This window comes from Acidovorax sp. LjRoot129, from assembly GCF_964253765.1.
In the GTDB taxonomy this organism is placed as follows: Bacteria; Pseudomonadota; Gammaproteobacteria; order Burkholderiales; family Burkholderiaceae_C; genus Acidovorax.
Genome location: NZ_CAXUSE020000001.1, coordinates 566,836 through 592,064, shown reverse-complemented (window position 1 = coordinate 592,064; position 25,229 = coordinate 566,836). Strand labels below are relative to the sequence as shown.

Sequence of the window (25,229 nt, the reverse complement as noted above, 5' to 3'; positions counted from 1 at the left end):
AAGTTGTATAGACAAATTGAACAACTGGCGCAAGATTAAAGAGCGCGCATGTAGGTTTCATGACAGCCAGCACATCCACTTTTTCCACCGCCCTGCTGCCCGCAGCAGCGGCCCCGCCCACACGGCAAGCCCGCGACAGTTTCTGGACCCGCATTGCGGCCGAACTGGCCGAGGCCATCGGCAGCGGCATCTACCCACCCGGCCAGCGCCTGCCGTCTGAACATGCGCTGGCCGAGCAGTACGGGGTGAACCGCCACACCATTCGCCGGTCGCTGGCCAGCCTGAGCAGCCAGGGGCTGGTGCGCGTGACGCAGGGCAGCGGCACCTATGTAGAAGACTTTGCGGTGGACCTGGTGCTGGGCCGGCGCACACGCCACCAGCAGGGCCTGGCCCAGGCCGGGCTGCGCGGCAGCCTGGTGGTGCTGAGCGAGCAGAAAATGCGGGCCACCGCGCTGTTGGCTGCAGCGCTGCAAATCCCGGCCCGGAGCACCGTGCTGGCTTTGCATGTGCTGGGCGAGGCCGAGGGCCAGCCCCTGCACCTGAGCGAGCGCTACTTTCCCCTGCCGCGCTTTGAAGGCCTGGCCCAGGTGGTGCGCGACACCGGCTCCATCACCGCCGGCTTTGCCGCGCACGGCGTGGCCGACTACACGCGGCGCGAGAGCCGCATCACCGCAGAGCTGCCCACTGCCGACATCGCCGCGCAGCTGCGCCAGCCGGCATCGCGCCCGGTGCTGCTGGTAGAGAGCCTGAACGTCGACTTGGCCGGCGAGCCCATCGAATGGGCTCGCGCCTGGTTTGCGGGTGACCGCGTGAAACTGACCATTGCCCACGATGAACACTGATGCCACCTCCGCCCACCGCTACGCGGTGTACTTCGCACCCAACCCGGGCAGCCTGGGCTGGCTGGCGGGCAGCCACTGGCTGGGGCGCTGCGCCGCCTTGCTGCAGCCCCTGCACCAACTCGACATCGAAGGCGTGGCCGCTGACGAACTTGAGCGGCTGACCGCCGCGCCGCGCCGCTACGGCTGGCACGGCACGCTCAAGGCCCCGTTTGCGCTGGCCCCCGGCGTGGACTGGCTCACGCTGCACCACGCCGTGCAAGAGCTGGCCCAAAGCCTGCGCGCCTTTCCGTTGCCCCCGCTGCAGGTGGAGCGCATCGACGATTTCCTCGCGCTCACTCCAGCGCCCTCCCACCCGGGCAACGCGGCGCTGCGCGATGCGGCCGCGGCCTGCGTGACACAGCTCCAACCCCTGGCAGCGCCGCTGTCCGAAGCCGCCCTCGCGCGCCGGCGCGTCGCGGGCCTCACGCCCCGGCAAGACGAACTGCTGCAGCGCTGGGGATACCCGTTCGTGCTCGACGAGTTCCGCTTCCACATGTCGATCACGGGCAGCCTGTCGCAGGTATCGCCCGAGGTGCAGGCGCTGGTCTTTGACGCGGCGCAGGAGTTCTTCTCGGACCTGCCGCCCCTCCAGTTCAACAGCCTGGCACTGTTTGCCGAGCCCACAGCCGGCGCCGACTTCATGCTGCTCGACCACCTGGAGCTGGGCGCATGACACAGCGGCTGGTCTACTTCATGGGCCCGTCCGGCGCGGGCAAGGACAGCCTTCTCGACTGGCTGCGCGCGCAGCTGCCGGGCCACCTGCTGCTGCGCTGGGCGCGCCGCACCGTCAGCCGGCCGATGGACCCCGGCGGCGAGGCGCACGAGAGCGTCACGCCCCAAGAGTTCGTGGCGCTTCGCGAGGCAGCGGCGTTTGCGCTGCACTGGGAGGCCAACGGCCTGTGCTACGGCATCCGGCACGAGGAGCTGTCGCCCCAGATGGCGGGTGGCTGGGTGCTGCTCAACGGTTCGCGCGCTTACCTGCCGCAGGCGCTGGAGCGTTTTCCCCAGATGACCGCCGTGCACATCACGGCGAGCCCCGAGGTGCTGCGCCGCCGCCTGCTGGCGCGCGGCCGCGAGCCTGCCGACCAGGTGGAGGCCCGCGTGCAGCGCGCGCTGGCCTTTCAGGTGCCGGCCGGGGTGGCGGGCATCGCGGTGCACAACAATGGCGCGCTCGACGACGCGGGCCGCGAACTCCTGAAAGCCCTCTCGCAACTGCCGGGCTGGCCAGACGGCAATGGCACACTGGCGCCCCCGCGGCCCCTGCCACCGCTGGCGGCCGATTCGATCCACAGCCTTCAACCTCGCGCTGCAGCGCAGCCGACCCTGCCATGAGCCCTGTTGTCACCATCTATCACAACCCGAAGTGCGGCACGTCGCGCAACACACTGGCCATGATCCGCAACAGCGGCGTGGAGCCCGAAGTCGTTGAGTACCTGAAGGCCCCGCCAGACCGCGCCACGCTGGCCGCTTTGATCGCGGCCACGGGCGCGCCGGTGATTGATGCGGTGCGCACGAAGGAGGCGCTGTTTGCCGAACTGCAACTGGGCGCGCCGGGCGTGACCGACGCGCAGCTGATTGACGCCATGCTGGCCCACCCGATCCTCATCAACCGGCCGCTGGTGACGACGCCGCTGGGCACGCGGTTGTGCCGTCCATCCGAGCTGGTACTCGATATCCTGCCCGCTCCGCAGCAAGGCGCTTTCACCAAGGAAGACGGTGAAGCGGTGGTCAACGCGCAGGGACAGCGTGTCTGACGGCCTGCTCGGCGGGGTGCAGCATCTGCTCGCTGTGAAACCGGCGTGATGCCACCCGCCCCATGACCACACGCTCACAGCGCGGCGCGGTGGCGCGCCTGGGTGTGGCGCAGACACTGGCTTGGGCCTCGTCCTACTACCTGCCGGCCATGCTGGCCGAGCCCATGGCGCGCGACCTGGGTGTGGCCACGCCCACGGTGTTTGCCGCGTTCTCGGTGGCGCTGGTGGTGTCGGCCCTGCTGGGCCCGCTGGCGGGCCGGACCATCGACCGGCATGGTGGCCGGCCGGTGCTGGTGGGTACCAACCTGCTGTTTGCCGCGAGCCTGGTGGCCATGGGGATGGCCCAGGGCCCGGTGGGTTTGTTCGCTGCCTGGGTGCTGATGGGCGTGGCGATGGGGTCGGGCCTGTACGAAGCGGCGTTTGCCACGCTGGTGCGCCTGTATGGGCAGGGCGCGCGCAGCGCCATCACCGGCATCACTTTGATTGCGGGGTTTGCCAGCACGGTGGGGTGGCCGCTGTCGGCGTGGATGGAAGTGCAGTGGGGCTGGCGCGGTGCGTGTGTTGGGTGGGCGGCGTTGCACCTGCTGCTGGGCGTGCCGCTCAATGCCTGGCTGCCCCGTATCGGCAACGCGTTGGATTTGGAGCAGGCCACACCGCCGGCCGCACCAACAACCACCGCCGCCCCACAGCCCGCAGCGCAGCCAGCACCCGCCGATGCGCGCCATGCGCTGCGCACTACCGTGTTGCTGTCGTTCGTCTTTGCGGTCACCTGGTTCACCAGCACCGCAATGGCGGCGCACCTGCCGCGGCTGTTGCAGGCCAGTGGTACCTCACTGCAGGTAGCGGTGGCCACTGCGGCCCTGGTGGGGCCAGCGCAAGTGGTGGCACGCCTTCTCGAATTCGGCCTGCTGCGCCGCCTGCACCCCCTGGTGTCGGCGCAACTGGCCGCTGCGGCCCACCCGGTGGGCGCGGCCATCCTGATGGTGGTGGGCGGCCCGGCAGCGGCGCTCTTCACTGTGCTGCATGGCGCGGGAAACGGGATTCTGACCATCGCCAAAGGCACGCTGCCGCTGGTGCTGTTTGGCGCCGCCGGTTATGGTGCGCGCCAGGGTTTGATGATGGTGCCCGCCCGCGTGGCGCAGGCCTTTGCGCCGGTGCTGTTCGGCATGCTGATCGATGGCATCGGTGCGCAGGCCGTGTGGGTGACTGCGTTGCTGGGTGTGGCGGCGCTGGGGGCGCTGATGGTGTTGCGGTCGCCCGGGCGGTAGACCAGTGGGCCGGCTGCCGATGACCGGCGCCTCTTCTTAGAACTACAAGAAGAGCACGGACACCATCGAAGAAATCGTCACGGCCCAGCCCACGCGGTTCGCGGTTTGCGCCGTTTTGGGATCGATGGGAAACAGCTCGCACCGCCGCCACATCCACACGTTGCCGACAACCATGGCGATCAAACAAGCCGTCGCGCCCAGCAGGGATCCAAAGGCCAGCCCGAGCACCACGCTCACCAGCAAGGTGAGGCAGGTGAAGGTGTTGATGGCGCTGGAGGTGCTGGCCAGCACATGGGACAAGCCTCCGCACGCCGCACACTGCGCTGGGGACTCGCGCGATGCCCAGCGCAACGCGGCATTGCTGACTCCTGGCTTCTGGCAATGCGGGCAGATGTGTTTCATGGTCGGCCTCCGGGTTCCTGGCGTACCAGTACCACTATAGACCTCGGGCGCACCATCCTTTCAAGGCACCACAAACTCCGCCCGCGCCTTAAGCGCCGGGGCGCGCGAGTGGCAGCCTTCCAGGTGGTCGTTGACGAGCCCCATCGCCTGCATGAAGGCATATACCGTGGTCGGCCCCACAAAGCTCCAGCCGCGTTTCTTGAGGTCTTTGGACATGGCCACCGATGCGGGCGAGGTGGACAGCGAGCGCGCCACCTCGCGCGTGATGCGTTCGGGGCGCGCTCCCGCCGCGGGTTCGTAGCGCCACGCATAGTGCGCCAGCGAGCCGAACTCGCTGCGCAGCTCCAGCACGCGGCGCGCGTTGTTGAGGGTCGAGACGATCTTGCCGCGGTGGCGCACGATGGCGGCGTCCTGCACCAGGCGCTCGATATCGTCGTCGCCAAACGCCGCGATTTTCTCGGCGTCGAAATTTGCAAACGCGGCGCGAAAGCCCTCGCGCTTGTTCAGGATGGTGAGCCAGCTCAGGCCCGACTGAAAACCCTCCAGGCACAGCTTTTCAAACAGCCGCCGGTCGTCTGCCACAGGAAAGCCCCATTCGTTGTCGTGGTAGTGGCGGTACAGCGGCGTGGCCTGGCACCAGGCGCAGCGTGGGCAATGGGTGTCGTCGGCGAAAAGGCCTTCGGGCAAGGCGGGGGTGGCTGGGGTCATGGCAGCGGATTCTAGGGATGCTCTGTGCGCGCCGAGCGGCAAAAACGTCGGCGGGTCGGCAGCGATGGCGTGCGTGAATCACGCGGCGGACAACCCGGGGCCCCAGATGCCCCAGCAACGGGTGGGTGCAGAAGTTCCGTGGCCCTGGACGGCGGCAGGCGCTGGGCACGGGGCCGTCCTGACCCGCCGACATTGGTCTATAAACTGACTGATGACGCGGCGGCCAGCCGCCCAGCCCATCCCGCCCCCCGTTCCACTGCCTCGCCCCACGACTGCATGCGCCCCACACCCGTTCGCCCCACGTTGTGGCTGACCTTCACCCTCACCTGCGCCGCATTGCTGGGCGGTTGCGCCAGCACCAGCAGCTCGCTGGGCTACTACTGGCAATCGGTGCGCGGCCATGTGCAGCTGCTGCAGGCCGCCGAGCCCATCGACCACTGGCTCGCGCGGCCCGATATCAACCCCGCGCTGCGAGAACGGCTGCAACTGGCACAGAAGGCGCGGACCTTTGCGGCGGCCGAGCTGGGCCTGCCCGACAACGCCAGCTACCGCCGGTACGCGGACCTCAAGCGCCCCGCCGCCGTGTGGAACGTGGTGGCCGCGCCGCCTTATGCACTCAAGCTGCACACCTGGTGTTTTCCGGTCACTGGCTGCATCGGCTACCGCGGCTACTTCACGCAGGCCGATGCCCAAGCCGAGGCCGACCAGCTGGCCGCACAGGGCCTGGAGGTGGAGGTCTACGGCGTGCCCGCGTATTCCACGCTCGGCTACATGAATTGGGCCGGCGGCGACCCGCTGCTGAACACCTTCATCGCCTGGCCCGAGGGCGACTTCGTGCGCCTGCTGTTCCACGAACTTGCGCACCAGGTGGTCTATGCCGAGGGCGACACGCTCTTCAACGAATCCTTTGCCACCGCGGTCGAGCGCATTGGCGTGGCACGGTGGCTGGCCGAGAACTCGACACCCGCCGCGCGCGAGGCCTACGCCACCAGCGAGGCGCGGCGCGCGGCCTTCCGCGCACTGACGCGGGCCACGCGGGCACGCCTTGCGGCCATTTATGAACAAAAAGAGGCCCTAGCGCTTGATCAACAAGCGCTACATGCTATGAAAATAGTAGCAATGCAGGATTTTCGCGCCAGCTACGACCGCTTGCGTGCGCAGTGGCTGGGCATCACACCCGGCGCCGTGGCGCAGGTCACCACGGCCCAGGTGGCAGGGTACGACCGCTGGGTGGCCAAGGCCAACAACGCCAGTTTTGCTGCGCAGGCCGCCTACGACGAACTGGTGCCCGCGTTCGAGGCCCTGTTCGAGCAGCAGGGCCGGGACTGGCCCCGGTTTTATGATGCCGTTCGACAACTGACCCGCCAGCCGCTGCCCGGGCGCCACGAGGCGCTGCGTGCACTGGTAACCCCGAAGGAGACATCCGGTGCCTGACATTCACATCCATCGCGAACACCAACTGGGCCTGAAAGAGGCCCGCAAGATTGCCTTCTCGTGGGCCGAAAAGGCCGAAGAGAAATTCGACATGGAATGTGTCTACGAAGAGGGCGACACCGAAGACACGCTCACCTTCACACGTTCGGGCGTCAAGGGCACGCTGCTGGTGGACGCGAAGCAGTTCGAGATGAAGGCGCAGCTCGGCTTTCTGTTCGGCGCCTTCAAGGATCGCATCGAGTCCGAGATCGGCGAGCAGCTCGACGCTCTGCTGAACGGCAAGCCGGCGAAGGCTGCGGGCAAGAAGGCGGCGGGTGGCGAGGAGCCGAAGAAGGAAAAGGCCAGTGCCAAGGCCGCCCCCAAAGCCGCCGCAAAGACGGCGGCCAAGCCCAAGAAGGCCTGAGGCAACGCCGCGGCCTCCTGCCCCATGACCACGTCCACCACCTCGGCCAGCGCCGCTGTCCTGCCACCCGTTGGCGCCACGGCGTTCGACACGCTCCAGGCCCTGCTGCACACGCGCTACAGCTGCCGCGCGTACCAGCCCGAGCCGCTGCCGCGCGCCACCATCGAGCAGATCCTGGCCGCCGCGCAGCGCACCGCCTCCTGGTGCAACGCGCAGCCCTGGCAGGTGCACATCGCCAGCGGCGCCACGCTCAGCCGCCTGCGTGAAGCGTTTGCGGCAGTGGCCCCCACCACGCGGCCCGTGCCCGACCTGCCCTGGCCGCGCGAGTACCGCGGCGTGTACCAGGAGCGCCGCCGTGAATGCGGCTGGGGCCTGTACGAAGCCCTGGGCATTGCCAAGGGCGACCGGGAAGCGTCGGCCCGCCAGGCGGCGCAGAACTTCAGGATGTTCGGCGCGCCGCACGTGGCCATCGTCACCAGCGACGAGGCGCTGGGCACCTACGGCGCCGTCGATTGCGGTGCGTATGTGTCGAGCTTCATGCTGGCGGCGCACAGCTTGGGCGTGGGTTCGATCGCGCAGGCCGCGCTCGCGTCCTATCCGGGGGTGTTGCGCGAGGTGCTGGGCATTGGCGACGACCGCACCATTGTCTGCGGCATCTCGTTTGGCCTGGCAGACCTTTCACACCCCGCCAACCACTTTCGCACCACGCGGGCCGACCCGGCCGACAGCGTGGTGTGGCGCGACTGACGGGGCCGTTGTTAGAACCTGTTCAAGGTCTTTTCGGGGTCGCACAAGTACCTTGCAAGGATGGGATGCAAGGCGCGGTGCGCAGCCAATAGCCTGTGCTATTGGCAAGCGCCGCAACGCCGCAGACCGCCCGGCAAGGCACTTGCCCGAAGGGTTGGAGTGAAATCGGGCCGATGAACTTGGTAGTGCGTGGCGCCCCGGCTGCTTGCATGGGCATGAGCCCACGCGGCGCATCCGAAGCATCCACTCATCCCGATGGCACTCCAATGCGACCCCGAAAAGATCTTGAACAGGTTCTTAGGCCGCTGCGCGCAGCAAGGGGCTGCTGCGCGCGTGCAGCACGCCGAACAGATCCTTGGGGTCGGCCAGTGCGGGAATCAACTCGATGCGCTCGCCCACGCCCAGCGCCTGCGCCGTGTCGCGCATGAAGCGCAGGGCCGAGAAATCCTCCAGCGCAAAACCCACGGAATCGAACACGGTGATGGCCTCATCGGAGCTACGGCCGCCGCGGCCTGGGAGCCGGCCGGCCAGCACCTCCCACAGCTCGGTCACTGCAAAGTCGGCGGGCAGCTGCTGAATGTCCCCTTCGATGCGCGTCTGGGGCGTGTACTCCACAAACACCTGGGCAGCGCGCAGCACATCGGCATGCAGTTCGGTCTTGCCGGGGCAGTCGCCGCCCACCGCGTTGATGTGCATGCCGGGCGAAAGCATTGCAGGCGTGAGGATGGTGGCGTTGGTCTTGTCCGCCGTCACGGTGGTCACGATGTCCGCGCCACGCACCGCGTCGGCCGTGCTGGCGCAGGCGATGGCGGTGATGCCCGTGCCCTGCAGGTTGGCCTGCAGTTTGGCGGTGGCGGCTGGGTCGGTGTCAAACAGCCGCAGCGTCGTGATGCCCAGCAGGTGGTGGAAGGCGAGCGCCTGGAACTCGCTTTGCGCGCCGTTGCCGATCAGCGCCATGGTGCGGCTGCCGGGTCGCGCCAGCGCCCGCGCGGCCACGGCCGACATGGCGGCGGTGCGCAGCGCGGTGGTGAGCGTGAGTTCGCTGAGCAGCACCGGCGCGCCGGTCGCCACGTCGGCCAGCACGCCAAACGCCATCACCGTCGACAGGCCATGGCGCGTGTTGCGCGGGTGGCCGTTGACGTATTTGAAGGCGTAAGTTGCATCGTCGGCAATCGGCATGAGCTCGATCACGCCGTCCTTGGAGTGGCAGGCCACGCGCGCCGATTTGTCGAACGACTCCCAGCGCAGGAAGTCGGCATGGATGTTGTCGGCAATACCGCGCAGGCAGGCTTCGATGCCTTTGCGCCGCACCAGTTCGATGACCGCGGGTGCGCTGAGGTACAGGGTGGAAAAGGTCGCTGTGGTGGGGCTGTTGGGATGCGCCATGTTGTGTCTCCGGAAGGATGAGACAAGTCTCCCGGAGCACTGCAGCAATGGGAATGGTCAGAACTGCCGCATATTGCAGGCCACTTTGGCGAAGTGGCAGGACAAACTGGCTTTCTGACCGGTCGCCGCGTTTTTCCCCTGCGCCGGCAACTGCCTACACCTGGCCGCTCAGGCGTCGCGCTGCCTCCAGAACAGCCTTCACATAGCGTTCGTCATAGCGGTGCGCAGGCATGGTCAGCGTAACCGATGCAGCGACGGTACCGTCCGCATGGAACACAGGGGCCGAGATGCCTGCCACCTCGTGCAGCCGGTCACCCACGCCGGCCATGTAGCCGTCTGCGCGGATGCGGGCGTACAGCGCGCGGTCCTTGGCGCCCAGTGAGCGGCTGAGCGCCGGGTCGAACGCCACCAGCACGCGCCCGCCGGTGCCCCGGCCGAGAGGAAGCACATCGCCCGCGCGAATGTGGTCGCGCACGGGGTGCGGCGAATCGACTCGGAACTGGCACAGCCGCACCGCGTCTGCGCCCTGCCCCTGGCGCACGTGGTAGGCCGCACTCTCGCCTGTCGCGGCGACCAGGTCGCGCAGCACCGGCAGGACCACGCGGTCAAGCGAGAACGAAGCGGCATAGAGCGCGTGCAGCCGCGCCACTTCCGAGCCCAGGGCGTAGCGGCCATCGGCCAGGCGCTGCACCCAGCGTGCATGCTCCAAAGACGCAAGCAGCCGCAGCGCGGTGCTTTTGTGCAACTGCGTGCGCGTGGCCAGGTCAGCCAGCGCGAGCGCATCTTCCCCCGGGCGGAAAGCAGCCATCAGTGTGAGCGCGCGGTCTACGGCGGCCACCCCGCCGGGCGCAGCATCGGCATCGGCCAGGGATTCGTGGGCGGATTTGCGGGGCATGGTTGAGAAAGCTTTCGGACGCCAGGGGCCATAACACCGGACTTGACGGCGCGGGCCAAAACGCCAATCATTTCAATAGAAGGAATAGTGTTCTATCTATTAGAACAACGTACCCCCACAGCGTCAAGCCCCAAAAGCCGCCTCTGCTGCAATAGAAAGGCCACCATGGCAACCCCCGACATCCTCATCAGCGAAGTAGGCCCGCGCGATGGCCTGCAGTCCGTGAAGGCCACCATGCCGACGGCGCACAAGCTGCGCTGGATCGACGCGCTCGTCGCCGCAGGCCTGCGCGAGATCGAGGTCGGCTCGTTTGTGCCCGCACGCCTGCTGCCGCAGATGGCCGACGTGGCCGAGGTGGTTCGCCACGCGCTTACCCACCCGGGCATCACCGTGATGGCCTTGGTGCCCAACCTGCGCGGCGCCGAGGCGGCGCTGACCAGCGGCGTGCACAAGATCACCCTGCCGGTGTCGGCCAGCGCGGCGCATTCACAGGCCAACGTGCGCAAGAGCCCCGAAGAGATGGTGGCCGAGCTGCGCGCCATCACCCGCCTGCGGGCCGACACCGCGCCCCATGTGCTGGTGGAGGTGGGCATCTCCACTGCCTTCGGCTGCACGCTGCAGGGCGAGGTGCCCGAGGACGATGTGATCCGCCTGGCCGCCGCCTGCGTGGCGGCGGGCGTGGACGAAGTGGGCCTGTCGGACACCACCGGCATGGCCAACCCCGCGCAGGTGCGCCGCCTGTTCACCCGGCTGCGCAGCGAGATCGGCACACACGCGGGCGCGGCGCACATGCACAACACGCGCGGCCTGGGCCTGGCCAACTGCCTGGCCGCGTACGACGTGGGCGTGCGCACCTTCGACGCATCGCTGGGCGGCCTGGGCGGCTGCCCCTATGCGCCGGGCGCCTCGGGCAATGTGGTGACCGAAGACCTGGTGTTCATGTTCGAGGCCATGGGCGTGACCACCGGCGTGGACCTGGCCCGGCTGTTCGCGGCGCGCATCCCCCTGCAGGCCGGGCTGCCCGGCGAACCGGTGTACGGCATGACGCCCGAGGCGGGGCTGCCCAAAGGCTGGACGCAGGAGACAACACATGCTTGAGAACGATGAGGGAACCGCCCCGAGCCAGGGCCAAACCAACCTGCCCTACGCCGGCATCCGCGTGGTGGAGTTCACCCACATGGTCATGGGCCCCACCTGCGGCCTGGTGCTGGCCGACCTGGGGGCCGAGGTCATCAAGGTCGAGCCCATCGGCCACGGCCGCGAGGGCGATGCCACGCGCAAGCTGCGCGGGTCGGGGGCGGGCTTCTTCCCGCTGTTCAACCGCAACAAGAAGAGCCTGGCGCTGGACCTGGAAACCCCCGAGGGCAAGGAGGCCATGCTGCGCCTGATCGCCACGGCCGACATCGTGAGCGAGAACTTCAAGCCCGGCACCATGCAGAAGCTGGGCCTGGACTACGCGAGCCTGAAGGCCCTGAACCCGCGCCTCATCTACGTGAGCCACAAGGGCTTTCTGCCCGGCCCGTACGACCACCGCACGGCGCTCGACGAGGTGGTGCAGATGATGGGCGGCCTGGCCTACATGACCGGCCGGCCCGGCGACCCATTGCGCGCGGGCACCAGCGTGAACGACATCATGGGCGGCATGTTCGGCGCCATCGGCGCCATGGCCGCGCTGGCCCAGCGCGAAAAAACCGGGCGCGGCCAGGAGGTGCAGAGCGCGCTGTTCGAGAACAACGTGTTCCTCGTCGCGCAGCACATCATGCAGTTCGCCGTCACCGGCCAGCCTGCGGCGCCCATGCCCGCGCGCATCTCGGCCTGGGCGATCTACGACGTGTTCCAGGTGAAGGACGGCGAGCAGATCTTCCTGGCCGTGGTCAGCGACGGCGCCTGGGCGCTGTTCTGCGATGCCTTTGGTTTTGCCGACCTGAAGGCCGATCCGCGCCTGGCCAGCAACAACGACCGCGTGCGCGAACGCGCGTGGATGATGCCGCTGCTGCGTGAGCGGCTTGCGCCCTTCAGCGCCGCGCACCTGGCCGACGTGTTCGAGCGCCACGCCCTGCCCTTTGCGCCCATCACGCGGCCAGAGGACCTGCTCACCGACCCGCACCTGAACGCCACCGGCGCCCTGGCCCCCATGACCCTGCCCGACGGCCGCGCCACCCAGACGGTGCTGCTGCCCCTGGCCCTGGATGGCCAGCGTCCCGGCGTGCGCCTGTCGCCGCCCCAGGTGGGTGAGCACAACGCGGAACTATTGGCAGAGCTGGGCTACGATGCTATAAAAATAGAAGCGCTTAGCGCTTATCCATCAAGCGCTGGGGCCTGATTTCATTCATATTTCGCTTCAACGCGGGCAAAAAAAAGAAGCGGCCAAGGCCGCTTCTTTTTTGGGCAATGCCGCCCCGCTTCGGGTCAGCTCAAGGACGTGATCAGGTCGATGTACTGCTGCTTGGCTGCATCGGCCTCGGTGCCCTTGAGGTTGTTCCACGCATCCCACTTGGCGCGGCCCACCATGTCGGTGAAGCTGGGCTTCTTTTCGGTGTTGTCGCCGGTGGTCGCCTGTTTGTACAGCGCGTAGATCTTGAGCAGCGTGGCGTTGTCGGGGCGCTCGCTGAGGTTCTTGGAATTGGCCACAGCGGCTTCGAAGGTGGCGTTCAGATCGGCCATGTCGGTTGCTCCTGGATGGAAAAACGAAAGGGGATGGGGGAGGGAAAGAACGGTGTTGGCAAGGGTTTGCTGCGTTGTATCTTACGGTCTTGTCACTGCGCCCAGCGGTGCCATCCATAGAGGCAAGCCCCCAAAAACAACCACAACAGGTGTACATCTGATGGTGACCCGCATCTCCGCCCCCAGCGCCCCCGCCCCTGAAGGCGCCACCAGCCCCCTACGCAAGGTGCGCGCCCAGGCGCCTGAAGTGGCGCGCCGCGCCGCGCAGGCCCTGCCGCCCGCCGCCCGCAAGGCGGCCACCGTGGTGCAAAAAAACGTGCGCCGCGCCGCCACCGGCATGCTGGGCCTGTCGGGCGAGCGCATGAGCAAGGTCGACACCGCCTGGCTGCGCATGGACTCGGCCAGCAACCTGATGATGATCAACGGCGTGTGGACGCTCTCGCCGGGCATCGGGTGGGAGGCCCTGTGCGAGCGCGTGCAGCAGCGCCTGCTGCAGTACCCGCGGTTTCGCCAGCGCGTGGTGGAAGACGCGGCGGGCGCCACCTGGGTCGAAGACCGGAACTTCGACATCGCGGCCCATGTGCTGCGCGAAAAGCTGCCTGGAGGGAAGAAGGGCGAGAGCATGCAGCGTGCCCTACAAGACCGCGTCGGCGAATTGGCCATGCAGCCACTGGACCCGCGCCGCCCGCTGTGGCAGATGCACCTGATCGAAGACTTCACCGGCGACGATGGCCAAAAGGGCAGCGCACTCATCGTGCGCATCCACCACTGCATCGCCGACGGCATCGCGCTGATCTCGGTCACGATGTCCATCGTGGACGGCGGCGCCGAGCCGCCCAAGCGCAGCCGCAAAGAGCGCGAACAGGCAGCCACCGCCGAGGACTGGATCGCTGACACGCTCATCAAGCCCTTCACCGGAATGACGGTGAAGGCGCTGGACCTGGCCGGAGACAGCGCGGCCAAATCGCTGCAGATGCTGGGCGACCCCGAGAAGACGATGCAAAGCGGCCTGTCGGGCACGCTGGACATGGCGCGCGTGGCCTACCAGCTGGTCAGCGATGCGGCGGCTCTGGCGCTCATGCCCGACGACTCGCCCACGCGCCTGAAGGGCCAGCCCGGCCAGGCCAAGCGCGTGGCCTGGTGCGCGCCCATCCCGCTCGAAGAGGTCAAGGCGGTCGGCAAGGCGCTCAACTGCTCGATCAACGATGTGCTGCTGTCGTGTGTGGCGGGCGCCATCGGCGGCTACCTGCGCAGCGAGGGCGACGACCCCACGGGCCAGGAGATCCGCGCGATGATCCCCGTCAACCTGCGCCCCATGGAGGAGGCCTGGAAACTGGGCAACCGCTTCGGCCTGGTGCCGCTGGTGCTGCCGATTGGCATGGCCAACCCGGTGGAGCGGGTGTACGAAGTGCGCCGGCGCATGAATGCCCTCAAAGGCAGCACGCAGCCCATCCTGGCGTTTGCGATGCTGGCCGTGGCGGGGCTGATGATCAAGCCCGCGCAGGACGCGCTGCTCAATCTCTTTGGCCGCAAGACCACCGCCGTGATGACCAATGTGCCGGGCCCCAAGGAGCAGCTCACGCTGTGCGGATCGCGCGTCACGCAGTGCATGTTCTGGGTGCCGCAGTCGGGCGACATTGGCCTGGGGGTTTCCATCCTGAGCTACGGCGGCGGGGTGCAGTTTGGGGTGATCACCGACACCACGCTCTGCCCCGAGCCGCAGCGCATCATCGATGCGTTCACGCCCGAATTTGCCCAGCTCTCGCTCCTCACGCTGATGCTGCCCTGGGGCGAATGAAGCGACTGCCCACGGTGAACGCCATTCCCCTGCTCACGGCGCTGTGCGCAGGGGCGGTCTGTGGTGCGCAGGCGGCTGTGATCGAGGAGCACCACGCGCGGCCCTACACCGTGCACGCGCAGCCCACGGAATCCCTGCGCCAGGCGCTCAATGCGGCCTCGCCCATCACCGTGGGCGGCCAACGATTTCACGGGTACACACGTTGGAACGTGCGCTGGACTTTTCGCTGGCGGCCGGAGCCTTCGTCGGGCCGCTGCCGGATCACCGAAGTCACCACGCGGCTGCGCACCGAGGTGCAATTACCCGAGCTGCAGAACGCCGCACCAGACCAGCGCGCGCTGTTTGACCGTTACCTCTCGGCCCTGTCCCACCACGAGCAGGGCCATGTGCAGTTCGGGCGCGATGCCGCCCGCGCGATTGATGAGGGCATTGCACAGCTGCCCACCGCGCCCGACTGCGCCACGCTGGAGCGCGAGGCCAATGCACTCGGCCACCGCCTGCTGCGCGAGCACGCCGAGCGCGAGAAGCAGTACGACCGGGACACGCGCCACGGCGCATCGCAGGGCGCGAAGCTGGAGTAGTTCTGGGGATAGCCGCTCGCCGTTGCTATCCCCGCACTGCGCTGCGAAACGCCGCCGACAGCGCTGCCAGCGCAGCGCGCGGCCGGCCGTCCGTGACCCGTGTGTGCAGCAGCACCGGCAGGCGCGGCAACTCGGGCAGACCCAGGCGCGCAGCGACGTCCACCGCCCCCAGCGGCAGCATGCGCGGCGCCAGCGCCGCCACGCCCAGCCCGGCCATCACGGCCGCAGCCACGGCAGCGACGCCACCGCCCACAAAGACTTCGGCCCACGCAATGCCGGCAGCATCCAGCGACCGCCCCGCCATCGCCCGCACACCGCAGGGCTCGGCCAGCGTGGCCAGGGGCAAAGGCTCGCCGGCGCGGTGCTGCCACCCGGGGGCGGCAAACCAGCCAAAGGGCTCTTCGGCCAGCAGTTCGCCGTCGCTGCGGCCCACATGCATGCGGGCCAGCACCGCATCGAGCTCGCGCCGGTCGTAGGCTTGCAGCAGGTCGCCCGACGACCCGATGCGGATCTCGATGAGAAGCTGCGGGTCTTGCGCATTCATGCGGGCGATCAGCGCAGGCAGCTCCGGCCCAGCCACGTGGTCGCTGATGCCGAGGGTCAGGCGCTGGCGGGCCTGCGCGAACGTGGCCAGCGCCCGGTCGTGCGCGGCCAGAAGCCCGCGCGCATGCTCCAGAAAGGCCGCGCCCCGGGCCGACAACTCCACATGCCGGGGGGTGCGCTCGACCAGCCTGCAGCCCAGTCGGGCTTCCAGCCGCTGCAGCTTGAGGCTCACCGCCGCCTGCGCCGTGCCCATGGCCTCGGCCGCACGGGTGAAGCTGCCCAGCTCGGCAATGCGGACAAAGGCCTCGACGGCATCGAGGTCCAGGGATCGCTCAACCATTTGATTTCAATATTTCTGAAATAGATATCCATAGCATATCCATATGGATAGCATTTCGCCAGCTTCTTCTTTTGTTGTTCAGAAAGGACCTTGCGATGCCCCTCATCCACATTGCCATGCGCGCCGGCAAGCCCGCGGCCTACCGCCAAGCAATCTTCGATACGCTGTACCGCGCAATGCGCGAGACCTTCAACGTGCCCGAGGACGACCAGTTCATGACCATCACCGAGCACGACGCCGCGAACTTCCGCTACAGCCCCACCTACTTGGGCGTGGCGCGCAGCGACGACGTGGTGTTCATCCAGATCACCGCCAACAACACGCGCGGCCTGGAGCAGAAGAAGGCGCTGTTCGCGCGCATCGCCCAATTGCTGGGCGAAAGCCCGGGCCTCAGGCCCGAGGATGTGTTCGTGAACATCGTGGAAGTGGCCAAGGAGAACTGGTCCTTCGGGCACGGCCTGGCGCAGTACGCGTAGGGTTGCGCGCCTTGCTGCATGTACGGCCGCAGCAACGCGGACAGCAGCGCCGCCATCTCCTCCGGCATCGCACAGCGCGCCGGTCCCATTGCTACGAGCGCGCTGCAGCCCCGCATTCCAACGACAGCGCCACGGCATCCCACAGCGCTTGTGCTGCCTGCCCCAGCGGCGCATGGGCCCGGTACAACCGCACCTCCAGATCGACATTCCATGCGGCTGCCGCAGCGGCCACCAGCTTGCCCGCCGCAAGGTCTGCTTCGATGAGGCTGCGGGGCAGCCACGCGATGCCCCGCCCTTCCAGCGCCATGGTCCGCAGCACGGAGGCAAGATGCGCCGTGAAGACCGTCTGGGTGCGCTCGCCCCGGAGCGCATGGTCGATGGTTTTGTGCAGGATATTGCCCAGCCCGGACTCCACGCTATAGGCCAGCAGCGGCGCCATTGCCGCGGAATGCTCCAGGCTGTGCTGGGCCCGGCCGTCTGGCCCAGCAGCGCACACGGGGATCAGGACATCGGTGCCAACGCAAAGGGACGGGTAGCCCTGCACCTGCAGCGGCCCCGGCACCAACGCATGCGCATGGCACATCACGAACTGCACCTTGCTCTGGGCCAGCAGCGCCTCGCAGCGGTGCAGCATGTCGGACTCCAATTGCAGGGTGCCCGCCATGGTGTGTGCTTCAAAGCTGCGCAGCCACCCCGGCATGAAGGTGAGTGACAGCGCGTGTGTTGCAGCAAACCGCAGGCTCCTGGAGTTCGCTTCGGCCACCGCGCGCGCGGCGCCGGGCAGGCGTGCCACTTCGGCGAGCAGCTCGGGCGCCACGCCTTGGAACCACAACCCCGCCTCCGTGAGCTTGACCGGCTGCGTGCTGCGGTCAAACAGCTCGGCGCCTAGCCATTCCTCCAGCGCCCGCACACGGCGACCGAAGGCAGGCTGCGTCATATGGCGATCTTCCGCCGCGCGCGAGAAGTTTCCGACCGCCGCCAACACCAGGAAATCTTCGAGCCAGGAGATGTGCATAGCTGGTGCCTTGAAAGCATTGAAGAGAAGAAAAACGGCATTGGTCAAACGCTGCGCGGCTGCGGATCATACCGATCCCGACATTCGTTTCGACACCCGGAGCACCGCATGAAAATCGTTGAGATCAGAGAGAAGACCATCCCCATCAGTTCGCCCATCCGCAACGCCTACATCGACTTCAGCAAGATGACGCTGAGCCTGGTGGCGGTGGTCACCGACGTGGTCCGTGACGGCAAGCCGGTGGTGGGTTATGGGTTCAACTCCAACGGCCGCTACGGCCAGGGCAAGCTGATGCGCGAGCGTTTCATTCCGCGCGTGCTCGAAGCCAACCCCGACTCACTGATCGACGACAGCGGCAAGAACCTGGACCCGCACAAGATCTGGAACGCCATGTTCACCAACGAGAAGCCGGGCGGCCATGGCGAGCGCTCGGTGGCCATCGGCACCATCGACATGGCCGTGTGGGACGCCGTGGCCAAGATTGAGGGCAAGCCACTTTTCCAGCTGCTGGCCGACCGCTACGGGAACGGCACACCCAACCGCAAGATCTTTGTGTATGCGGCTGGCGGCTACTACTACCCGGGCCAGGACCACGGCAAGCTCAAGGACGAGATGAAGAGCTACATCGACCGTGGCTACACCGTGGTCAAGAAGAAGATCGGTGGCGCCTCGCTGGACGAAGACCTGCGCCGCATCGACTCCATCATGGAGGTGCTGCAGGACGGCCAGAAGCTGTGCGTGGACGCCAACGGCCGGTTTGATCTGGACACGGCCATCCAGTACGCCAAGGCGCTCTCGCAGTACGACCTGTTCTGGTACGAGGAGCCCGGTGACCCACTCGATTTCGAGCTGCAGGCCACGCTGCGCAACTACTACAAGAACCCCATGGCCACGGGCGAGGACCTGTTCTCGATGCAGGACGCGCGCAACCTCATCCGCTATGGCGGCATGCGAGCCGACCGGGACTGGCTGCAGTTCGACTGCGCCCTGAGCTATGGCCTGGTGGAGTACCTGCGCACGCTCGACATGCTCAAGGAACACGGCTGGTCGGCCAGCCGCTGCATCCCGCACGGGGGGCACCAGATGTCGCTGAACATCGCGGCCGGCCTCGGCCTGGGCGGCAACGAGTCCTACCCCGACCTGTTCCAGCCCTTTGGCGGCTTCCCGGACGGCGTGCAGGTGGTGGACGGCCACGTGACGCTGCCCGACCTGCCCGGCATTGGCTTCGAAGGCAAGGCCGATCTGTACGCACAGATGCAGGCGCTGTCCGCCTGATCTGCGCCCCATAAAAACACCACCTGAAGGAGACAAGTCATGGGCATTTTGAAACAAGGGACGGTAGCCGCAGCCATGGGGCTGATCGCCGCCAGCAGCTGCACCAGCGCGTGGGCGGAGTTTCCGGAGAAACCCGTCACGCTGGTCGTTCCGTTCTCCGCGGGCGGCCCCAGCGACAAGATCGCCCGTGACCTGGCCGAGGCGCTGCGCAAGCCTCTGGCGCAGACCGTCATCGTCGACAACACGGCGGGAGCGGGCGGCACGATTGGCGCAGCCCGTGTGGCACGCGCCACGGCGGATGGCTACACCCTGCTGGTGCACCACATTGGCATCTCCACCGCGCCCGCGCTCTACAAGAAGCTGCCTTACAAGACGCTGGAGGATTTTGAGTACCTCGGGCTCATCAATGAAGCGCCCTCGACCTTGATCGGCAAGCCGGGGCTGGCGGCCACCAACTTCGCAGAGTTGCGCAAGTGGATCAGCGCCAACGATGGCAAGGTCAACATGGCCAATGCGGGCGTAGGCTCGGCCTCCCACCTGTGCGGACTGGTCTTGCAGGCCAGCCTGCAATCAAAGATGACCTTCGTGCCCTACAAGGGAACGGCACCCGCCATGACCGACCTGGTCGGTGGGCAGGTGGACCTGATGTGCGAGCAGGCCACCAACGCCGTGCCCCAGATCGAGGCCAAGAAGGTCAAGGTGTTTGGCGTGACCAGCAAGCAGCGGATGGCACTGCCTTCGCTGGCGCAGACACCCACGCTGGCCGAGGCCGGGCTGGCGGGCTTTGAGATGTCGGTGTGGCATGGGGTGTATGCCCCCAGGGGCACGCCGCCCGCCGTGCTCGCCAAGCTGAACGCGGCCATCCGCGCCGCGCTCAAAGACCCCGAACTCATCCAGCGCCAGGAGGCCCTGGGTGTGCGCATGGTGACGGATGCGCGGCTGGAGCCCGCAGAACACAAGAAGTACGTGGAGAGCGAAATGAACCGCTGGGGCAAGATCATCAAGGACTCCGGCGATACGGCCGATTGATGGTGCTGCCAGGAATGGCAAGGACACGCCCTGTGGCACGCCCTTGCCCCAACCTTCAACGATCGCTCAAGTCGCAGAGCAGGTGAAGCTCTCCGCCTTGTTCGGGTCGCCCGCGCCGTTGTAGCGCGGGAACTTCGGAAACTCGCAGACCGGGCGCTTGGCCATGGCGGTGGTGCCATCTGCTCCAAACTGCGTGGCGACCAGTGCGTCGGGCGCGGTGCTTTTTTCGACCCACGCATCCATGGCGGCCAGCAGGTCGATCGACAGCGGGTTCGTTCCCGGGCCATCCAGGTTGTGGCCGATGGATGGCGAGGTCAGCATGCGGGCAAAGCCCTGCACCTTGCCCGCGCCCAGACGCTGCTTCACAGAGTCGAAGTATTCCGCCGTGCGGTACAACGACACGCAGGTGTCCGACAGCCCGTACCAGATCAGTAGCTTGCCGCCGTTGTCGGCAAAGGCGCCGATGTCGGGGTCGGTCGCGTCGATCATCTCGGCCAGGCGCAGATATTGCGCCGGGTACTGCGTCGGGTCGTGGCTCAGCACGTCGGCGGCAGGGTTGCCTTCGACCACCTTCGCGGCCTCGGTCACGGCCATGTGGTTGAACGAGTCGCGCGCCTCGAAGCTGGTGCCGAACATGTACGACTGCCAGTCCGAGGTCGCCGCGCCGCCGCGTCCGAACCGCGGGTAGCCCACCGCGCCGCGCGACAGGGTCACGGGCGTTTTGTGGTCGCTGTAGATGCGCCGGATGGATTCGATCTGCCCGGCGGTCAGGCAGCTGTCGCTGTCAGCACCTTTGCACAGCAGGTCAGTAGGCACGTAGCTGCAGGCCTCGACGTTGCCGATGATGCCGTCCTTCAGGCCGTCCAGGCCATCGCACGCCGCGGTCTCGGCCTTGGCGTACAGCGCGACCTTGGCGGGGCTGAGCCAGTTGTCGCGGTTTTGGAAGATGTGCCGGACCACGTTGGGCCCCAGGTTGACCTGGTGCGCCTGCTGGCTGATGGCGGGCTCCATGGCCACCACGCCGTCGTAGTCCTTGGGGTACTTCTGGGTGGATATGAGGCCCGAGCGCCCGCCGTTGGAATGCCCCATGTGGTAGCGCCGCACCGGGCGTTTGCCGTAGAACTCGGTCGCGATGGCGGTGCCCACTTCCAGCACGAAATGGTTGGCGTCGAACGCGTGGTTGCGCAGGGCGACATCGCTTTTGGCCCATTCGAACCCGCGGCTCTGGTGGCCGGAGTCCGAACTGATCTTCAAGTACGGGTTGGCCGACGGCCCCACCAGTTGCTGGTACCACGGGTCGTCGGTCGGGATGAAGCCATCGAGCCCCCCGCCGCCGATGGTGAGCGTCTTGCCGTTCCACAGGCTCAGCGTGGGCAGCTCCACCGCCCACTGGATGGTGGAGTCGGGCGAGGACACGATCTGCCCGCGCACGATGCAGACCTCGGGCAGGCTGCCCTCGGCCTTGCGGACCTCGGTGCGCGTGATTTTTGCGCCGTGGGGCAAGGCGGCGGTGGTGTAGGCCGCGCAGGCTTCGGCCAGCGGTTTGCTGGCCAGCGGCGCGGTGCTGCCGCTGCTGCCGCCACCGCAGGCGGTGAGGGTCAGGGCTGCGGACAAGGCGCACAGGGCGTGGACAGCGCTGCGCCCTTCCGAGGCCAGGCGGGGTGCTGGTGGGCAGGGCGCCAGGGCGGCGGTGGATGTGCTCGGGATCATGCGGGAAGTCTCCTGTTGTGTTGGTGCTTCAGAAGCCCGGCCCGTGCGGGAACAAAGCCACCGCAGGCCTTGCGGCTCCGGTGGGCACGATAGGAAAAACAGGCGCCGCTGCAGCCTCTGCAAATGCAGAGGGAGCGGGAAACTACCAAGCGCCGCAGCACCCCGCGAGCCAGGCGCGCCAAGGCGCAAATCCGCTGCCGCTACACCTTGCGCAGTGCCGCGACCAGCTCGAGCTTGTTGCGCACGCCGAGCACCGCGTACGCGGTGCGCAGGTAGGTGCGCACGCTGGCGGGCGTGAGCCCCAGCGTCGTGGCGATGTCCTTGTGCGAGCGGCCGTGGGCGTACAGCGTGGCCGCGCTCAGCTCGCGCGGCGCCAGCGGCGACCGCTGGTGGCGCGACGCCAGGCTGATGGCCACGAGCGGGCCGCAGGGTGCCAGCTGCAGGCGGCTGGACTTTCCGACCGTGAGGCTGCACGGCGCGCGCGCCAGCGCCTCGATCACGTCGGGCGGCAGGCGAGTGCCCGCCCACTCGGGCCACGCTTCGCTCAGCGCCACGCTGATGCGCAGCCCCGCAAACAACAGCTCGCCCGACGGCTCGGCCAGCGCGAAACTGCCCCACGGCCGGGTGGGCGAATCGCTTTGCAAGCGCTGCAGCACGTGGTGCCAGTGCTGCAGCAGGTGCACGACAAACTCGCCAAACAACACGGTCTCTTCCTGCGTAAATTCGGATCGTGTGGGCGGCCGGTAGATCGAGACGAAAAACATCAATCCGCTGTGCGGCAATTCGGCGGTGATGGCCATGCAGTGGTACAGGCCGTGGCGCTGGCTGAAGGCCATCACCTCGGGGTGCGCCGGCAGGTCGCCGATCACATCGCGCTCGCGGATCACCACCCCAAGCCGCACCATGGAGACCCGCGCAAACTCGTCCTCGGCCGCGAGTTCATTTCACTCCTGCGCAAAACTCTGGCTCAAGCCAATGCTGCCGTGCAGCCAGTTGCGCGGTGCCACATGCACGTCGCCCGCGGACACCTCACCCCACCAGGCGGAATCAAACGGGACCAGCGCACGCAGAACGTCGAGGGCCTGGTGCAGCATGTCTTGCGGCTGGGCCTGCTGGGCCAGGTCCGACAGGCGCAGCAGACCGCGGCTCAGGGCGCGCAATGGACCACCAGACGGAGGTTGCGCGGGCGGCGCCCCACGCGCCGCGGCGGACTCGGGCGGGCTTATGGGCATGCGGGTTGCGCCGATTGTTGGGCCCCGTGTTCATCGGGCCCAAAGACGTGGACAGGGGCCATGGTGTGTCTCCTGATTTTTCAGGCGATGGTAGCCCGCGGCGCAGGCACCCACCGCGCCCAGGGCCACGCCACGGCACGCCTTGCACATGCGCAGCTGGGCCGCTGGCCCACCCGCGGCGCTGTCCTCACAGGACGCCGATGCTATTATTTTTATAGCTATAAGCGCTTATCAATCAAGCGCTGGCGCCCTATTTGATGCCAAATCAGCTCGCTAATCCATCCACCGCCTGGAACATGGACTGCCGCGCCTGGCTCACGATCTGGCCCTTCCACACATCGGTGTCGGTGTAGAACGCGGCCAGCATCTGCGCCTTGATCTGCGCATGCTGCTCGGCCGGTGCCTCGGGGTGCAGGTTGAGCCACTGCTCTGCGCGGATGGCGTCCATTACCTCCAGCACCGGCACGGTGCCATATTCCATCGCAATGCCCGTGGTCTCGGCATGGGCGCACTCGTCGTAGATCGCGTTCCACATCAGCCCGGTGAGGAAGGCCGACGTCGAGGAGCCGTCGTAGATGGACGTGACGGGCGTGGCGCCACCACCGTCCCACCAGGCGCGGGCGCGGGCCACCGAGCGCGCGTCGTCCTTGCCGGCATAGATGCGCTCGCCGTGGCCGCTGGGGCCCAGGCCCGTGTGCAGGTCGATCCAGGCGATGTGCGATGCCCGGGCGCCGTGCTGGCGCAGCACCTGGCGCAGCGTGCGGTTGCTCCAGGTCGGCTCGGTGCCGCCAAAGAACACGCCCTGCGGAAACTCGTGCTGGCCCTGCGAGATGGCGGCCTGCCAGGCGGCCTCTCCGTGGGCGTCGATGTACTGCTGCCGGGCTGCGGCATTCTCGGCCGAGGGCGGCCATTGCTCGGGCAGCAGCAGGGGCTGCACCTCGCGGTAGGCCTGGTTCACGGGGAGGGGTTTGCTGAAGTCCTGGAAGTTGCGGTTCAGGTCCACGTTTTCGTGCGTGAAGCGGCGCACGTGCGAGAAGCCGTACGGGTTGAGCGCGTGAATGTACAGCGTGGCCACGCCGGCGGCGTGGGCCTTGTCGCGCCACTCTTGGTCGTGCAGCGCAAACACCTGCACGCCGCTGCCGCAGTAGCCTTCCACGCCGTGGCAAGCGCTGCTCACGATGAGCAGCTGGGTGGCGTCCAACGGGCCATCGCGCACCACGTCCATCGCCAGGTCTTCGCCGTCACGGCCCTTGAGTGGGTGAGCGTGCGATTCGATGGGCAGGCCGGCTGCGGCGGCGCCCTCCAGAAACTTGGTGCGGGCCTGCGCGTAGCTCGCGGAAAAGGCGCTGGGGATGCCGATCATGGGCGGGGCTTTCAAGGGGTCGGGAAGGGGACAAAAGAAAACCCGGGGCACACGAGGCGCCCAGGGTTTCAAGACAGAACCAAAATCTGCAGCTGTAGCGCGATGGAGTTCAGGCCGCCGTCGTCGGCTGCGCCAACCACTCCTCGGCCAGCTTGACCCAGTACGTGGCGCCCAGCGGGATCAAGTCGTCGTTGAAGTCATAGCTCGGGTTGTGCAGCATGCAAGGGCCGCCGCCATGGCCCATCTCGCGGTGCGCGCCGTCACCGTTGGCAATGAAGCAGTAAGCGCCGGGCTTGGCCTGCAGCATGTAGGCAAAGTCTTCCGCCCCCATGGTGGGCTCCTGGGGCAGCACACGCTCTTCGCCCACGATGCCGGCCATGACCTTGCGGGCAAATTCGGCCTCGGCGGGCGAGTTGATGGTGGGCGGGTAATTGCGCACTAGCTCGAATTCACAGGTGGCATCGTGCGCGGCGCAGGTGTGCTCGGCGATCTGCCGCATGCGCTTTTCAATCAGGTCGAGCACCTCGACGGTGAACGTGCGTACGGTGCCCTGCAGCTCAACGCTGTCGGGCACCACGTTGGTGGCCTCGCCCGCATGGATCATGGTGACCGAGATCACGCCCGCATCCACCGGCTTCTTGTTGCGGCTGATGATGGTCTGGAAGGTCTGCACCATGCCGCAGGCAATCGGCACCGGGTCGATGCCGGTGTGGGGCAGCGCGGCGTGGCCGCCCTTGCCCCGGATGGTGATCTTGAATTCGCTGGTCGATGCCATCACCGGGCCGGGGCTCACGGCAAAGGTGCCCACCGGCATGCCCGGCCAGTTGTGCATGCCGTACACGGCCTGCATGGGGAACTGCTCGAACAGGCCATCTTCGATCATCACGCGGGCACCGCCGCCGCCCTCTTCGGCGGGCTGGAAGATCAAATACACAGTGCCGTCGAAGTTGCGGTGCTTGGCAAAGTGCTGGGCCGCCGCGAGCAGCATGGCCACGTGGCCGTCGTGGCCACAGGCGTGCATCTTGCCCTGGTGTTTGCTGGCGTGGGCGAAGGTGTTGAACTCCTGCATGGGCAGGGCGTCCATGTCGGCGCGCAGGCCGATGGCCCGGCCGCTGGCGCCGCCGTCACGGCCCTTGACGATGCCCACCACACCGGTCTTGCCCATGCCGCGGTGGATGGGGATGCCCCATTCGGTGAGCTTTTGCGCCACCACATCGCTCGTGCGCACTTCTTCAAAGCACAGCTCTGGGTGGGCGTGAATGTCCTTGCGCACCGCGGCAATGCTGGCCGCCTGCGTGACGATGGAATCGATAACGTTCATGATA

At 67.4% G+C, this 25,229-nt stretch carries 27 protein-coding genes; 15 read left to right on the top strand and 12 right to left on the bottom strand.

Going from position 1 to position 25,229, the window contains the following annotated elements:
• The first annotated feature begins 59 nt into the window (after positions 1-59).
• From phnF to ACSQ3Q_RS02800, 5 genes are all read left to right on the top strand, one after another.
• Positions 60-842: a phosphonate metabolism transcriptional regulator PhnF gene (phnF, locus tag ACSQ3Q_RS02820; protein WP_436132903.1), complete on the top strand. Its 783-nt coding sequence runs from the start codon at positions 60-62 to the stop codon at positions 840-842.
• The gene (locus ACSQ3Q_RS02815) at positions 832-1,554 is read left to right on the top strand and encodes a DUF1045 domain-containing protein (RefSeq protein ID WP_436132902.1); all 723 of its coding nucleotides are present in this window, start codon (positions 832-834) and stop codon (positions 1,552-1,554) included. The genes phnF and ACSQ3Q_RS02815 overlap by 11 nt, the downstream gene beginning before the upstream one ends.
• Complete coding sequence (gene phnN / locus ACSQ3Q_RS02810) at positions 1,551-2,213, top strand: phosphonate metabolism protein/1,5-bisphosphokinase (PRPP-forming) PhnN (protein ID WP_436132901.1); 663 nt, start codon at positions 1,551-1,553, stop codon at positions 2,211-2,213. The genes ACSQ3Q_RS02815 and phnN overlap by 4 nt, the downstream gene beginning before the upstream one ends.
• Positions 2,210-2,635 carry an arsenate reductase (glutaredoxin) gene (gene arsC, locus ACSQ3Q_RS02805; protein WP_436132900.1) on the top strand — a complete coding sequence of 142 codons (426 nt, stop codon included), beginning with the start codon at positions 2,210-2,212 and terminating at the stop codon, positions 2,633-2,635. The genes phnN and arsC overlap by 4 nt, the downstream gene beginning before the upstream one ends.
• Before the next feature lie 62 nt (positions 2,636-2,697).
• Positions 2,698-3,903, top strand: coding sequence for an MFS transporter (locus ACSQ3Q_RS02800; protein WP_436132899.1), 1,206 nt, complete (start codon positions 2,698-2,700; stop codon positions 3,901-3,903).
• A gap of 42 nt (positions 3,904-3,945) precedes the next feature.
• Here ACSQ3Q_RS02800 and ACSQ3Q_RS02795 read toward each other — a convergent pair whose 3' ends face one another.
• Positions 3,946-4,305, bottom strand: coding sequence for a hypothetical protein (locus tag ACSQ3Q_RS02795; protein WP_436132898.1), 360 nt, complete (start codon positions 4,303-4,305; stop codon positions 3,946-3,948).
• Between the two features lie 60 nt (positions 4,306-4,365).
• On the bottom strand, positions 4,366-5,013 hold the full coding sequence (locus ACSQ3Q_RS02790; protein ID WP_436132897.1) for a DNA-3-methyladenine glycosylase I: 648 nt from the start codon (positions 5,011-5,013) through the stop codon (positions 4,366-4,368).
• Between the two features lie 276 nt (positions 5,014-5,289).
• Between ACSQ3Q_RS02790 and ACSQ3Q_RS02785 the strand changes: the two genes are divergently transcribed.
• From ACSQ3Q_RS02785 to ACSQ3Q_RS02775, 3 genes are read left to right on the top strand one after another with little or no spacing between them, the layout of a single operon-like run.
• Positions 5,290-6,447 (top strand): aminopeptidase, encoded by a 1,158-nt coding sequence (locus ACSQ3Q_RS02785; RefSeq protein ID WP_436132896.1) that lies wholly within the window; start codon positions 5,290-5,292, stop codon positions 6,445-6,447.
• Positions 6,440-6,850: a polyhydroxyalkanoic acid system family protein gene (locus tag ACSQ3Q_RS02780; protein ID WP_436132895.1), complete on the top strand. Its 411-nt coding sequence runs from the start codon at positions 6,440-6,442 to the stop codon at positions 6,848-6,850. The genes ACSQ3Q_RS02785 and ACSQ3Q_RS02780 overlap by 8 nt, the downstream gene beginning before the upstream one ends.
• 24 nt (positions 6,851-6,874) lie before the next feature.
• The gene (locus ACSQ3Q_RS02775; protein ID WP_436132894.1) at positions 6,875-7,597 is read left to right on the top strand and encodes a nitroreductase; all 723 of its coding nucleotides are present in this window, start codon (positions 6,875-6,877) and stop codon (positions 7,595-7,597) included.
• Between the two features lie 297 nt (positions 7,598-7,894).
• On the opposite strand, the gene ACSQ3Q_RS02770 is transcribed toward ACSQ3Q_RS02775, so the two are convergent.
• Both ACSQ3Q_RS02770 and ACSQ3Q_RS02765 read right to left on the bottom strand, forming a co-directional pair.
• Entirely contained in the window at positions 7,895-8,983 is a 1,089-nt protein-coding gene (locus tag ACSQ3Q_RS02770) for an ornithine cyclodeaminase (RefSeq protein ID WP_436132893.1), read from the bottom strand.
• A gap of 154 nt (positions 8,984-9,137) precedes the next feature.
• Positions 9,138-9,878, bottom strand: coding sequence for an IclR family transcriptional regulator (locus ACSQ3Q_RS02765; protein ID WP_436132892.1), 741 nt, complete (start codon positions 9,876-9,878; stop codon positions 9,138-9,140).
• 165 nt (positions 9,879-10,043) lie between these two features.
• On the opposite strand from ACSQ3Q_RS02765, the gene ACSQ3Q_RS02760 reads away from it, so the two are divergent.
• Positions 10,044-10,976 carry a hydroxymethylglutaryl-CoA lyase gene (locus ACSQ3Q_RS02760; protein WP_436132891.1) on the top strand — a complete coding sequence of 311 codons (933 nt, stop codon included), beginning with the start codon at positions 10,044-10,046 and terminating at the stop codon, positions 10,974-10,976.
• On the top strand, positions 10,969-12,201 hold the full coding sequence (locus tag ACSQ3Q_RS02755) for a CaiB/BaiF CoA transferase family protein (protein WP_436132890.1): 1,233 nt from the start codon (positions 10,969-10,971) through the stop codon (positions 12,199-12,201). The genes ACSQ3Q_RS02760 and ACSQ3Q_RS02755 overlap by 8 nt, the downstream gene beginning before the upstream one ends.
• Positions 12,202-12,287: 86 nt before the next feature.
• On the opposite strand, the gene ACSQ3Q_RS02750 is transcribed toward ACSQ3Q_RS02755, so the two are convergent.
• Positions 12,288-12,542 (bottom strand): acyl-CoA-binding protein, encoded by a 255-nt coding sequence (locus ACSQ3Q_RS02750; RefSeq protein WP_436132889.1) that lies wholly within the window; start codon positions 12,540-12,542, stop codon positions 12,288-12,290.
• A gap of 160 nt (positions 12,543-12,702) precedes the next feature.
• Between ACSQ3Q_RS02750 and ACSQ3Q_RS02745 the strand changes: the two genes are divergently transcribed.
• Both ACSQ3Q_RS02745 and ACSQ3Q_RS02740 read left to right on the top strand, forming a co-directional pair.
• Positions 12,703-14,340 carry a wax ester/triacylglycerol synthase family O-acyltransferase gene (locus ACSQ3Q_RS02745; protein WP_436132888.1) on the top strand — a complete coding sequence of 546 codons (1,638 nt, stop codon included), beginning with the start codon at positions 12,703-12,705 and terminating at the stop codon, positions 14,338-14,340.
• A 14-nt stretch (positions 14,341-14,354) separates the two neighbouring features.
• Entirely contained in the window at positions 14,355-14,921 is a 567-nt protein-coding gene (locus ACSQ3Q_RS02740; RefSeq protein WP_436132887.1) for a DUF922 domain-containing Zn-dependent protease, read from the top strand.
• Between the two features lie 25 nt (positions 14,922-14,946).
• Here ACSQ3Q_RS02740 and ACSQ3Q_RS02735 read toward each other — a convergent pair whose 3' ends face one another.
• The gene (locus tag ACSQ3Q_RS02735) at positions 14,947-15,804 is read right to left on the bottom strand and encodes a LysR family transcriptional regulator (protein ID WP_436132886.1); all 858 of its coding nucleotides are present in this window, start codon (positions 15,802-15,804) and stop codon (positions 14,947-14,949) included.
• A gap of 95 nt (positions 15,805-15,899) precedes the next feature.
• Here ACSQ3Q_RS02735 and ACSQ3Q_RS02730 point away from each other — a divergent pair, with 95 nt between their 5' ends.
• The gene (locus tag ACSQ3Q_RS02730) at positions 15,900-16,280 is read left to right on the top strand and encodes a tautomerase family protein (RefSeq protein ID WP_436132885.1); all 381 of its coding nucleotides are present in this window, start codon (positions 15,900-15,902) and stop codon (positions 16,278-16,280) included.
• Between the two features lie 91 nt (positions 16,281-16,371).
• Here the strand turns inward: ACSQ3Q_RS02730 and ACSQ3Q_RS02725 are convergent, their stop codons facing one another.
• Positions 16,372-17,295, bottom strand: a complete 924-nt coding sequence (locus tag ACSQ3Q_RS02725; RefSeq protein WP_436132884.1) for a LysR family transcriptional regulator — start codon at positions 17,293-17,295, stop codon at positions 16,372-16,374.
• A gap of 108 nt (positions 17,296-17,403) precedes the next feature.
• Here ACSQ3Q_RS02725 and ACSQ3Q_RS02720 point away from each other — a divergent pair, with 108 nt between their 5' ends.
• Positions 17,404-18,570 (top strand): mandelate racemase/muconate lactonizing enzyme family protein, encoded by a 1,167-nt coding sequence (locus ACSQ3Q_RS02720; protein WP_436132883.1) that lies wholly within the window; start codon positions 17,404-17,406, stop codon positions 18,568-18,570.
• Between the two features lie 39 nt (positions 18,571-18,609).
• Positions 18,610-19,599, top strand: coding sequence for a tripartite tricarboxylate transporter substrate-binding protein (locus ACSQ3Q_RS02715; protein ID WP_436132882.1), 990 nt, complete (start codon positions 18,610-18,612; stop codon positions 19,597-19,599).
• Between the two features lie 66 nt (positions 19,600-19,665).
• On the opposite strand, the gene ACSQ3Q_RS02710 is transcribed toward ACSQ3Q_RS02715, so the two are convergent.
• The 5 genes from ACSQ3Q_RS02710 to ACSQ3Q_RS02690 form a co-directional block, all read right to left on the bottom strand.
• On the bottom strand, positions 19,666-21,309 hold the full coding sequence (locus tag ACSQ3Q_RS02710; protein ID WP_436132881.1) for a tannase/feruloyl esterase family alpha/beta hydrolase: 1,644 nt from the start codon (positions 21,307-21,309) through the stop codon (positions 19,666-19,668).
• Positions 21,310-21,509: 200 nt separating this feature from the next.
• Positions 21,510-22,214, bottom strand: a complete 705-nt coding sequence (locus ACSQ3Q_RS02705) for a response regulator transcription factor (RefSeq protein ID WP_436132880.1) — start codon at positions 22,212-22,214, stop codon at positions 21,510-21,512.
• 39 nt (positions 22,215-22,253) lie between these two features.
• Positions 22,254-22,541 (bottom strand): hypothetical protein, encoded by a 288-nt coding sequence (locus ACSQ3Q_RS02700; RefSeq protein WP_436132879.1) that lies wholly within the window; start codon positions 22,539-22,541, stop codon positions 22,254-22,256.
• A gap of 265 nt (positions 22,542-22,806) precedes the next feature.
• Positions 22,807-23,904 (bottom strand): M14 family metallopeptidase, encoded by a 1,098-nt coding sequence (locus ACSQ3Q_RS02695; protein WP_436132878.1) that lies wholly within the window; start codon positions 23,902-23,904, stop codon positions 22,807-22,809.
• Between the two features lie 109 nt (positions 23,905-24,013).
• On the bottom strand, positions 24,014-25,225 hold the full coding sequence (locus ACSQ3Q_RS02690) for a M20 aminoacylase family protein (RefSeq protein WP_436132877.1): 1,212 nt from the start codon (positions 25,223-25,225) through the stop codon (positions 24,014-24,016).
• Positions 25,226-25,229: the final 4 nt, after the last annotated feature.